This is a genomic window from Labrys miyagiensis (genome assembly GCF_030160835.1).
Classification (GTDB): domain Bacteria; phylum Pseudomonadota; class Alphaproteobacteria; order Rhizobiales; family Labraceae; genus Labrys; species Labrys miyagiensis.
Genome location: NZ_BSPC01000029.1, coordinates 21,326 through 32,304 on the forward strand (window position 1 = coordinate 21,326; position 10,979 = coordinate 32,304).

At 63.9% G+C, this 10,979-nt stretch carries 9 protein-coding genes; 7 read left to right on the plus strand and 2 right to left on the minus strand.

Annotated features, from left to right (window positions below):
* The first annotated feature begins 115 nt into the window (after positions 1–115).
* Entirely contained in the window at positions 116–1,084 is a 969-nt protein-coding gene (locus tag QQL24_RS17780; protein WP_284313633.1) for a ribose-phosphate pyrophosphokinase, read from the plus strand.
* A 26-nt stretch (positions 1,085–1,110) separates the two neighbouring features.
* Here QQL24_RS17780 and QQL24_RS17785 read toward each other — a convergent pair whose 3' ends face one another.
* Positions 1,111–1,287 carry a hypothetical protein gene (locus QQL24_RS17785; protein WP_284313634.1) on the minus strand — a complete coding sequence of 59 codons (177 nt, stop codon included), beginning with the start codon at positions 1,285–1,287 and terminating at the stop codon, positions 1,111–1,113.
* A gap of 170 nt (positions 1,288–1,457) precedes the next feature.
* On the opposite strand from QQL24_RS17785, the gene QQL24_RS17790 reads away from it, so the two are divergent.
* The 4 genes from QQL24_RS17790 to QQL24_RS17805 all read left to right on the plus strand — a co-directional run bounded on the left by QQL24_RS17790 (position 1,458) and on the right by QQL24_RS17805 (position 6,954).
* Positions 1,458–3,053 (plus strand): peptide ABC transporter substrate-binding protein, encoded by a 1,596-nt coding sequence (locus QQL24_RS17790; RefSeq protein WP_284313635.1) that lies wholly within the window; start codon positions 1,458–1,460, stop codon positions 3,051–3,053.
* A 209-nt stretch (positions 3,054–3,262) separates the two neighbouring features.
* Complete coding sequence (gene oppB, locus QQL24_RS17795) at positions 3,263–4,186, plus strand: oligopeptide ABC transporter permease OppB (RefSeq protein WP_284313636.1); 924 nt, start codon at positions 3,263–3,265, stop codon at positions 4,184–4,186.
* Entirely contained in the window at positions 4,179–5,306 is a 1,128-nt protein-coding gene (locus QQL24_RS17800; protein WP_284313637.1) for an ABC transporter permease subunit, read from the plus strand. The genes oppB and QQL24_RS17800 overlap by 8 nt, the downstream gene beginning before the upstream one ends.
* 1 nt (position 5,307) lies before the next feature.
* Positions 5,308–6,954 carry an ABC transporter ATP-binding protein gene (locus QQL24_RS17805; RefSeq protein WP_284313638.1) on the plus strand — a complete coding sequence of 549 codons (1,647 nt, stop codon included), beginning with the start codon at positions 5,308–5,310 and terminating at the stop codon, positions 6,952–6,954.
* 1,013 nt (positions 6,955–7,967) lie between these two features.
* On the opposite strand, the gene QQL24_RS17810 is transcribed toward QQL24_RS17805, so the two are convergent.
* Positions 7,968–8,780, minus strand: coding sequence for a class I SAM-dependent methyltransferase (locus QQL24_RS17810; RefSeq protein WP_284313639.1), 813 nt, complete (start codon positions 8,778–8,780; stop codon positions 7,968–7,970).
* 187 nt (positions 8,781–8,967) lie between these two features.
* On the opposite strand from QQL24_RS17810, the gene QQL24_RS17815 reads away from it, so the two are divergent.
* Together QQL24_RS17815 and QQL24_RS17820 are read left to right on the plus strand one after the other, a co-directional pair.
* On the plus strand, positions 8,968–10,218 hold the full coding sequence (locus QQL24_RS17815; protein WP_284313640.1) for a BtaA family protein: 1,251 nt from the start codon (positions 8,968–8,970) through the stop codon (positions 10,216–10,218).
* The gene (locus tag QQL24_RS17820; RefSeq protein WP_284313641.1) at positions 10,215–10,883 is read left to right on the plus strand and encodes a class I SAM-dependent methyltransferase; all 669 of its coding nucleotides are present in this window, start codon (positions 10,215–10,217) and stop codon (positions 10,881–10,883) included. The genes QQL24_RS17815 and QQL24_RS17820 overlap by 4 nt, the downstream gene beginning before the upstream one ends.
* The last annotated feature ends 96 nt before the right edge of the window (positions 10,884–10,979 follow it).

Consider the following 10,979-nt stretch of genomic DNA (forward strand, 5'->3'; position numbering starts at 1 on the left):
CGCGCTCCCAGCAACCCACCCATGCAAGTGTGAACTCCTTGTGACGCCCCATTGTCCCGGGCGCGAGCGCTTGCTAAGAGCCGCTCTAAGTTTCACGCAAGCGGGAGCCGGCTTCATGGCGGCAGGTGACAGGGGCCACGGCTCGGGCGAGATCAAGCTCGTCTGCGGCAATTCCAATCGCGCGCTGGCCGAATCGATTGCCGCCTATCTGAAGACCCCGCTGACGAAGTGCTCGGTGCGCCGTTTCGCCGACATGGAAATCTTCGTCGAGATCCAGGAAAATGTGCGCGGCGCGGATGTCTTCGTCATCCAGTCGACCTCCTTTCCCACCAACGACCACCTGATGGAATTGCTGATCATCATGGATGCCCTGCGCCGCTCCTCGGCGAGGCGCATCACCGCGGTGATCCCCTATTTCGGCTACGCCCGCCAGGACCGGCGCGCCTCGGGCCGCACGCCGATCTCCGCCAAGCTCGTCGCCAACATCATCACCAATGCCGGCGCCGACCGCGTGCTCACCCTCGATCTCCACGCCGGCCAGATCCAGGGCTTCTTCGACATCCCAACCGACAATCTCTTCGCCGCGCCGGTGATGGAACGCGACATCAAGGGCCGCATGGAGCTTTCCAAGCTCATGGTGGTGTCGCCCGACGTCGGCGGCGTGGTGCGCGCCCGCGCGCTCGCCAAGCGCATCGATGCCCCGCTCGCCATCGTCGACAAGCGCCGCGAGCGCGCCGGCGAGAGCGAGGTGATGAACGTGATCGGCGACGTCTCCGGCCGCACCTGCATCCTGATCGACGACATCATCGATTCGGGCGGCACGCTGGTGAATGCCGCCGAAGCACTGCTTGAGCGCGGCGCCAAGGACGTGCTTGCCTATATCAGCCATGGCGTGCTCTCGGGCGGGGCCGTTGCCCGCATCGCCTCCTCCAAGCTGCGCGAACTGGTGATCACGGATTCGATCATGCCGACCGAAGCCGTGCGCGTCGCCCAGAACATTCGCGTCATCTCGATCGCGCCGCTGATCGGCGAGGCCATCGGCCGCACCGCTTCCGAAGAGAGCGTTTCCAGCCTGTTCAACTGAACGGCGTGTCACCGCCAGATCCGGTATCATTTGTCCGCCAGCACCTCCGGAGTCGCGGATTTCGGCCGCGCGATAGCCATCGAACCGGCGGTCATCCCATGCTTATCCACAAGCGGCGGCCAATCCGGGCATTTTTTCTCCCGCAACGCTTCGCTCGCCAGGCCGTGACGACCTTGGCGAAGATTGCGTCGTAAATCGATCACGCGGAAATATCCGAACGTCCGTGCGCGACCTCACGCCGAAAAGGGAGGCGGCCGCACCGCCCCCGGCTCATGTGTCAAAATTCGCGGGTTGCCGTTGCGACGAAGAGGGCCTTTACTGCGCGTCATCAACCAACAACCGGATGGAACCGGTTTCAGAGGGGTGTTTCCACATGACCAAAGCCTTCAAGACCCGCATCTTCGCACTTGCCCTGGCGACCAGTCTCCTCGGCGGCCTAGCCCTGCCGGCCTTTGCGGAAACCGTGCTCTACAAAGGCAATGGCGGCGAGCCCCAGACGCTCGACTCGGCTCACACCTCGATCAATGTCGAGGAATTCGTGCTCAAGGACCTCAATGAGGGCCTCACGGTTTACGATCCCTATGGCAAGATCATTCCCGGCTCCGCCGAGAGCTGGACCCTTTCGCCGGACGGCACCGTCTACACCTTCAAGATCCGCGAAAACGCCAAATGGTCGAATGGCGAGCCGGTCACGGCTGACGATTTCGTCTTCACGCTCGGCCGCGTCGTGGATCCGAAGGAGGCCTCGGGCTACGCCAACATTCTCTACCCCATCAAGAATGCCGAGGCGATCAACACCGGCAAGATGGGGCTCGACCAGCTCGGCCTGAAGGCCGTCGACGCCAAGACGCTGGAGATCACGCTGGAGCGGCCCACGCCCTATTTCCTTCAGCTGCTCGCGCATCAGACCGCGCTCGCCGTCAACAAGAAGAATTACGAGAAATACAAGGCGGACTTCGTCAAGCCGGGCAACATGGTCTCGAACGGGGCCTATATGCTGAGCGAGAACGTCGCCAATGACCACATCACCATGGTCAAGAATCCCAATTACTGGGATGCGGCCAATGTGAAGATCGATAAGGTCGTCTCCTACCCCACCGAGGACAATGCCGCCCAGGTGCGCCGCTTCCTCGCCGGCGAGTTCGACGTGAACTACAATTTCCAGGCCGACCAGCTCAAGTTCCTGCGCGACAAGCTGGGCGACCAGGTGCATGTCTCCCAGTCGCTGTCGACCTATTACTACGTCTTCGACGTACGCAAGCCGCCCTTCAACGATGCCAAGGTGCGCCAGGCCCTCTCCATGGCCGTCGACCGCGACTTCCTCTCGCAGAAAATCTACAACGGCGCGCAACTGCCCTTCTACAGCCTGGTGCCCGAGGGCATCGCGGGCTACACGCCGGCCGAACTCGATTACGCCGACATGTCGCAGCTCGACCGCGAGGACAAGGCGGCCGAGCTCCTGAAGGAAGCCGGCTACGGCCCCGGCGGCAAGCCGCTGAAGATCGAGATCCGCTACAACACGCAGGAAAACCACAAGAAGGTGGCGACCGCCATCGCCGATATGTGGAAGGGGCTGGGCGCCGAGGTCACCATCCTCAACTCGGACGTCAAGACCCACTACGCCTATATCCAGGATGGCGGCTCCTATGACGTCGCCCGCACCGGCTGGGTGGCCGATTACGCCGACCCCGAGAACTTCCTGTTCCTGCTCGCCAGCAACACCAAGAGCCTGAACTGGACGCACTACTCCAATCCGGACTTCGACGCGCTGATGGCCAAGTCCTATGCCGAGCGCGATCCGGCGAAGCGCATGCAGATCCTGCACGATGCCGAAGCCCTCGGCCTCAAGGACGGCGCCATGGCCCCGCTGATGACCTATGCCGATTTCTGGCTGGTCTCCAGCAAGATCAAGGGCTGGCACGACAACGCCGCCAACCAGCACCTGACGCGCTTCCTCAGCAAGGAATAATCCGGGCGGCACGAGCGACGGCAGCCTGACGAAGGCCTCTGCGCTTTGTCATTGCCGGGCTTGTCCCGGCAATCCAGCCAGCGCGCCGCCTGGATTGGATGCCCGGGTCAAGCCCGGGCATGACAAAAGCGGCACCTCTCCAGGTTCAGGCTGACGCTTTCCGTCCGCTGCCGTTCTCCGCCCGCGCCCTCACCCCCTGAGGAGGCCTTATGCTCCGCTTCATCCTGCGTCGGTTCGCCAGCGCGGTACCGACCCTGTTCCTGGTGATCACGATCTCCTTCTTCCTGATGCGGTTCGCCCCCGGCGGTCCCTTCAACATGGAGCGGCCGCTGCCGCCTCAGATCCTGGAGAACATGAACCGGGCCTATCACCTCGACGAGCCGCTCTGGCAGCAATATCTGCGCTATATGGTCAATGTCGTGCAGGGGGATTTCGGCCCGAGCTACATCTATCGTGACTTTACCATCCTGGAATTGATGAAGCAGAGCCTGCCCTATTCGCTGACATTGGGCTCCTTCGCCTTGCTGATCGCCGTCGGTGGCGGCCTCACCATGGGCACCATAGCGGCGCTGCGCCAGAATTCGATCATCGACGTCCTGGTGATGAGCGTTGCCAATATCGGCATCACCGTGCCCAACTTCGTGGTCGGGCCCGTGCTGGCGCTGATCTTCGCGGTCATGCTGGGCTGGCTTCCGGGCGGGGGTTGGGGCGACGGCTCGCCGCGCTTCCTCGTCCTGCCGATGATCGCCCTCGCCTTGCCGGAAATGGCGGTGTTCGCCCGGCTGATGCGCGGCTCCATGCTCGAATCGCTGAGGACCGACCATATCCGCACCGCTCGCGCCTATGGCCTGCCCAGCCGGGTGCTGGTCTTCGCCCATGCCATGCGCGCCGGGCTGCTCCCCTGCATCACCTATCTCGCGCCGGCGGCAGCCCAGCTCCTCACCGGCTCCGCCGTAGTGGAGACCATTTTCGGCATTCCCGGGGTGGGACGCTATTTCGTCACGGGCGCCCTCAACCGCGACTATACGCTGGTGATGGCGACCGTCGTGCTGGTCTCGGTGTTCATCATCGTCTTCAACCTCGCCGTCGACCTCATCTATGCCCTGCTCGATCCGAGGGTTCGCTATGACTGACGCCGCCATCACGCCCCAGGGCACGAGCGGCCGGAGCCGCAGCCTGTTCCAGCTTGCGATGCTGCGCCTGCGCCGCAACATCGCCGCCATGGTCAGCCTGGTGGTGTTCGCCGCCATCGCCCTCTTCTGCGTCCTAGGCCCGCTGGTGGCGCCGCATCACTACGACCAGGTCTTCGAATCCTATGTGAACGTGCCGCCGAGCCTGTCACCCTATCCGCAAAAGGACACCCTGACGGACGTCATCACGCATGTCGCCGAACAGGCTCGGGTGAAGCTCGACAGTTTCGAAACCTCCGGCTCCAGCTTCACCGCCACCTTCTCCTCGGACAAGAAGATCGATCCGCGGGTCACCCGCTATGTCGACCGCGTTAATGAGTTCGAGAATGCCGCGGTGGCGGAGAGCCGTGACGACGGCCGCACCCTGGTGGTCAAGGGCGATATCAACGGGCAGTATTTCCTGCTCGGCACGGACGCCAACGGGCGCGACCTGCTCTCGCGCATCATGCTCGGCGGCCAGATCTCGCTGCTGGTCGGCATGCTGGCGAGCCTGGTCAGCCTCTTGCTCGGCGTCACCTATGGCGCGATCTCCGGCTTTGCCGGCGGGCGCACCGACAATGTGATGATGCGCTTCGTCGAGATCCTCTATTCCCTGCCCTTCACCTTCTTCGTCATCCTGCTGGTGGTCTATTTCGGCCGCAACTTCGTGCTGATCTTCGTGGCCATCGGCGCCATCGAGTGGCTCGACATGGCGCGCATCGTGCGCGGCCAGACGCTGTCGCTGAAGCGGCGCGAATTCGTCGCCGCAGCCCATGCCATGGGCCTTTCGGACTGGGCGGTGATCCGCCAGCACATCATCCCCAACACCATCGGGCAGGTGGTGATCTTCCTCACCGTGCGTATCCCGCGCGTCATCCTGCTGGAGAGCTTCCTCTCCTTCCTCGGCCTCGGCGTGCAGGAGCCACTGACGAGCTGGGGGGCCCTCATCGCCATCGGCGCCGGCTCCATGCAGGCGGCGCCCTGGCTGCTGATCTGCCCCGCCGCCTTCTTCGTCACCACGCTGTTCTGCCTCAACTTCATCGGCGACGGCCTGCGCGACGCCCTCGATCCCAAGGACCGTTGATATGGCGACCGCCGACGTGACCAAGCCGGAAGACAACGAGACCGTTCTCGACATTTCGGGCCTCGACGTGCGTTTCTCGACACCCGATGGCGAACTTCGCGCCGTCAAGGGCGTCGACATCAAGGTACGGCGTGGCGAGACCGTCGCCATCGTCGGCGAATCCGGGTCCGGCAAGAGCCAGACCATGATGGCGACCATGGGACTTCTGGCCGGCAATGGCCGTGCGACCGGTTCGGCCCGATATCGCGGGCGCGAATTGCTCGGGCTCAGGCCGAAGGACCTCAACAAGGTGCGCGGCGCCAAGATCACCATGATCTTCCAGGAGCCGATGACCTCGCTCGACCCGCTCTATCGCATCGGCCGCCAGGTGGCCGAGCCGATCGTGCATCACCAGGGCATCGGCTACGCCGAGGCCCGCAAGCAAGTGATCGAGCTGCTTCGGTTGGTCGGCATTCCCCATCCCGAGCGGCGGGTCGATGCCTATCCGCACGAAATGTCCGGCGGACAGCGCCAGCGCGTGATGATCGCCATGGCGCTCGCCAACCAGCCGGACGTGCTCATCGCCGACGAGCCGACCACCGCCCTCGACGTCACCGTGCAGGCGCAGATCCTCGCACTGCTGGCGGATCTGCGCGAGCGGCTCGGCATGGCGATCGTCTTCATCAGTCACGACCTCAATGTCGTCCGGCGCTTTGCCGACCGCGTCTATGTCATGCGCTATGGCGAGGTGGTGGAGGAGGGACCGATCGAGGAGGTCTTCAGCCGCCCACGCAACCCCTATACGCAGATGCTGCTCGCGGCCGAGCCCACGGGCAGCAAGGCGCCGCCGCGAGCGAGCGCACCGGTGCTGCTGGAGGGCCGGGACGTCAAGGTCAGCTTCCATCTGCCCGGCGGGGGCCTGTTCAGCCGCCATGCCGCCATCGAGCTCAAGGCGGTGGATGGCGTGTCGCTGCGCCTGCAGCAGGGACAGACCATCGGCATCGTCGGCGAATCCGGATCGGGCAAATCCACCCTCGGCCGCGCCTTGCTGCGGCTGAATATCGCTCAGGGGCACATCCTGTTCGACGGCAGTGACATCTCCAAAGCGGACCAGACGCGCATGCGGCCCCTGCGGCGGGCGCTGCAGCTCGTCTTCCAGGACCCCTACGGCTCGCTGTCGCCGCGCATGACGGTGGGCGCCATCGTCACCGAAGGGCTCAAGGTGCATGAGCCGAACCTTTCCGCCGCCGAGCGCGACAAGCGCGCCATCCAGGCCCTGACGGAGGTTGGCCTCGATCCTCTTTCCCGCAACCGCTATCCGCATGAATTCTCAGGCGGCCAGCGCCAGCGTATCGCTATCGCCCGCGCGATGATTCTCATGCCGAAGGTCGTGGTGCTGGACGAGCCGACCTCGGCCCTCGACCGCTCGGTGCAGAAGCAGATCGTGGAATTGCTGCGCGAGCTGCAGGCCGCGCATGATCTTTCCTACCTCTTCATCAGCCACGATCTCGCAGTGGTGAGAGCCCTCTCCGACTACGTGATCGTCATGCGCGAGGGACGCATCGTCGAGGAAGGGCCGACGCGCCAGATCTTCGACGCGCCACGGCAGGCCTATACCAAGGCCCTGATGGCGGCGGCGCTCGGCAAGACTCTGGAGGCGGCGGAATAGAAGCGTTCGGCGCGAATTTGCGATTCCTGGCTATTCGATATGAAGATAAAGCACTCTACGGGGCCATAAAAAATAAGTGAATCGGAAAGCCGGTGTTGACAGTGCGGGAGAGGCGCGGCGCTTGAAGCGCTTGTCTTCAAGCGATCCCTTGGGTACCCGGTCAAACCGCTCGTCAGTGCTCGTGTCAATCGATGGTGCTCTGCGTGGCCCCCTCCTCCGCCGATGACACAGGCGTTGGATTACGTTGAACATAAAATGAACGGATCTTGACTTCCGTTCGTTGCCATGCTTTATTCCCTAACGGAATGAAGCGTCAGCAGCCGGCGTATGATCAACCCGGCTCCGAACGCTTCCATCCACCCCGAAAGCCTATCCACGCGGTAGGCGTGCGGCGGTCCTGCTTCTTTCGAAGCCGGCCTCCGGGGGTGATGCGCGGGACAGACGGGATCGGCACCCCATGGAAGTGCCTCGCGATGGAAAGACCACGCGATCAAGATCCCTGGACGGAGCGTGACGGGCTTGAGCCCGGCAACGCCTTCATCCCCATGCCCCGCCGATGCGGTGAAGACGGCTCATGCCACTGTCCGGCCAGGACTGCAGCGCTGAGCCCCTTCATCGAGCCGGCTGGTCAGGTTCGGATGGTCCGTGCCATCCGCTCCCGGCTCGCCTCCGCCTGCAGAAGGCGGAAAAACAGGTGGCCTTGCACGCCTTGTCAGCGCGCCAGGCGACCGGAACGGGGCGATGGCGGCTCGCACCGACAGTGCGGCCTGCATCTTCCATGATTCTGCTTTCACGGCTGCCCTGCAGCCGCCATCGCCCGGTTTCTCTTCATCAACCCAGCCCGGGAGGGCGTGGGAACGAGAGCGTTTGTGCGTTGCGGTGAACAAGTGGCGGAGGCCAAAGAAGCTGACGCCTGGGGATCGTCAAGAAATCCGTGACTCGGCAAGCCGGTGTTCAGCGAGCAGGAGAGGCGCGCAAGCGTCACGCTTGAAGCACTTATTTTTTAACGATCCCTAGGCGCGTGCAACGATCACATGCGCCTGGATCTTTCCGCAGACCGGTCCTTCGCCGAACTCCCTCGCGATCGCCTGCGCGGCCCGGCTGGTGACGGCCTCCAGGGCTTGCGGGTCGCGGGCTTCGATCTCGTTGCGCAACGGCGTGCCCTGACAGTAGGCGATTGCCGGGACACGGGCATTGGGAGCCCTGCTTTCGTGTTGAAGCGTCACGATCTCGATGGCTGAAAAGCCGGCCTTGCCCAGATCGGCTTCGATCTGCGCGATATCGTGGTAGCCATGTGGCGTTCGGGCCAGGAACCGGGGCGGATCGCTTGGAAAATAGCCCTCTGCAGCCACCGTCACCAGACGAGCGAAGTCATTGGCCTCGATGCGATCCCACGCATTGAAGACAAAGCGACCGCCAGGTTTGAGGACGCGAAGCGCTTCCCGGTAGCCGGCAACCTTATCCGGAAAGAACATCACGCCAAACTGACAGCAGACGGCATCGAAACTGCCTGGCTCAAAGGGCAAGTGCAGGGCATCCGCCTGTCGCCAGGCTAGCCGCTCGTCCGCGCTCTGCCTGGCGGCGGCCCTGTCGAGCATGGCCTGGTTCAGATCGCTGACGATGTAGCGAACGTCCTTTCCGAGAAGCGGGGCCAGCGCACGCGTTACAACACCGGTCCCCGCCGCAGTCTCGAGAATTCGGGTCGGAGACGCATCCGCGACCCGTCGTGCCAGGTCCGCGGCATATGGTTCGAAGATCAGCGGCACCAGATAGGTGTCGTAAATCCCAGGGATGGATCCGGTGAAGAGCTTGTCGGTGGCAGACATCCGCGATGCTCCTGTCCCTGTTGAGGTTCCGATGTGCCCAGCGCAACCCGGGGGCGCAGCAATTCCCAACACATTGTATCCTCGCCCCAGGACATCCGTCATCCCATCGTCATCCCTAAGTCGTATCCGCGACAGCCAGCGTCGTGACTCGGATTCCCTGAGAGCGACGAAGATAGGGATAGCGGATGTGAGCACGGTTGAAGCGCGTGGCCCGGCGAAGGGGCATGTGAAGCAGGCAGTCGAACACCATAAATTGCTGTCGCTCCGCGGCATCCAGGACCGGCTCTTCACCCTCGCCTTCAGCGGCCTGGTCTATGCCCAGATCTGGGAAGATCCCGAGATCGACATGGAAGCGCTCGCTCTCAAGCCGGATGACCGGCTCGTCGCCATCGCCTCCGGCGGCTGCAATGTGATGAGCTATCTCACCGCCAATCCGGCCGCCATCACCGCCGTCGATCTCAACCGCCACCACATCGCGCTGAACAAGCTCAAGATCGCCGCCGCCCAGCACCTGCCCGATCACGATGCCTTCTTCGACTTCTTCGCCCGGGCCGGCAAGCACGGCAATATCGCGGCCTATGAGGGCCATCTGCGCGCCCATCTCGATGAAGATACCCGCGCCTATTGGAACGGCCGCGACACGCTCGGCCGCAAGCGCATCGGCTATTTTGCCAAGAATCTCTATCGCCACGGCCTGCTCGGGCGCTTCATCGGCCTCGGCCATTTCCTTGGCAAGCTGCACCGCATCAATCCGGGCGATCTCCTGGCGGCGCGCGATCTCGCCGAACAGCGCCGGGTCTTCGACGAGCGCATCGCGCCCCTGTTCGACCGCCCGCACATCAAGTGGCTCACCCGCCGCCGCGCCTCGCTCTACGGCCTCGGCATCCCGCCGGCGCAATATGACGCCCTCGCCGAAGCCGCCAGCGATGGCGGCGAAATCGCCGATGTGCTGCGCGAGAGGCTGGAGCGCCTCGCCTGCGACTTCGATCTCAAGAACAATTATTTCGCCTGGCAGGCCTTTGGCCGCGGCTACAAGCCCGAGGGTGACGGCCCGGTGCCGCCCTATCTCGAATCAGGTGCCTACGAGGCGGTGAAAAGCCGCGCCAGCCGCATCGATGTGCGCCATGTCAACCTGATCGATCATCTCAAGGCCCAGCCCGCCGCAAGCCTGGATGCCTATGTCCTGCTCGACGCGCAGGACTGGATGACGGACCCGATCCTCACCAAGCTGTGGAGCGAAATCACCCGCACCGCACGCCCCGGCGCCCGCGTCATCTTCCGCACCGCCGCCGAGGACAGCCTGCTGCCGGGCCGCATCCCCAGCGATCTCCTAGCCCGCTGGTCCTATGACCGCGAGCGCTGCCGCGAATTGACCGCCCGCGATCGTTCGGCCATCTATGGCGGCTTCCACCTCTATGAGCTCAGGACGGTCCATTGAGCGCGCAACCAGAGATCAAGTCGTCGGCCCAGGCCGCCGAGGCCATGAACCGGATCTATCGCTACCAGCGCTATATCTATGATCTCACGCGCAAATATTATCTGCTCGGCCGCGACCGGCTGATCGCCTCGATCAAGCCCGGCGCCGGCGATGCGATCCTGGAGATCGGCTGCGGCACGGGGCGCAACCTTGTGGCCGTCGCCAGGCGCTATCCGGCGACGCCGCTCTACGGCTTCGACATCTCCACGGCCATGCTGGAGACGACGAAGCGCTCGCTCGCCCGCCACAATCTCGGCCGCGTCACCGTGGCCCAGGCGGACGCCACGCGTTTCGAGCCGACGATGTTCGGGCGCCAGGGCTTCGAGCGCATCTACATCTCCTATACGCTGTCGATGATCCCCGACTGGCGCGCCGTGCTCGAACGCGCCACCTCCAGCCTCAAGCCCGGCGGGCGCCTGCTGATCGTCGATTTCGGCCAGCAGGACGAACTGCCGGCCTGGTTCAAGCGCTTCCTCTTCGCCTGGCTCGCGCACTACCAGGTACACCCGATCGCCGAGATGGGCCCGGCACTGGCCGAGATCGCCGAACGCAAGGGGCTGAGGCTGAGGACGGACAAGATCTGCCGGGGCTATGCCTTCTATGCGGAGCTGGAGCGGGCGGGCTGAGCTGATATTGCCGTGAGGTCAGGATCAACAATCCTGGTCGCGCTGCCCCTTGTATCTGCAGGAATGATTTGATGCACGATAGAAGCGACGAGCCCA

What these genes read in the sequence shown, in the direction of transcription:
- QQL24_RS17810 (WP_284313639.1), bottom strand. Translation starts at nt 8,780, where the DNA reads ATGTCTGCCACCGACAAGCTCTTCACCGGATCCATCCCTGGGATTTAC.
- oppB (WP_284313636.1), top strand. Translation starts at nt 3,263, where the DNA reads ATGCTCCGCTTCATCCTGCGTCGGTTCGCCAGCGCGGTACCGACCCTG.
- QQL24_RS17790 (WP_284313635.1), top strand. Translation starts at nt 1,458, where the DNA reads ATGACCAAAGCCTTCAAGACCCGCATCTTCGCACTTGCCCTGGCGACC.
- QQL24_RS17805 (WP_284313638.1), top strand. Translation starts at nt 5,308, where the DNA reads ATGGCGACCGCCGACGTGACCAAGCCGGAAGACAACGAGACCGTTCTC.
- QQL24_RS17800 (WP_284313637.1), top strand. Translation starts at nt 4,179, where the DNA reads ATGACTGACGCCGCCATCACGCCCCAGGGCACGAGCGGCCGGAGCCGC.
- QQL24_RS17780 (WP_284313633.1), top strand. Translation starts at nt 116, where the DNA reads ATGGCGGCAGGTGACAGGGGCCACGGCTCGGGCGAGATCAAGCTCGTC.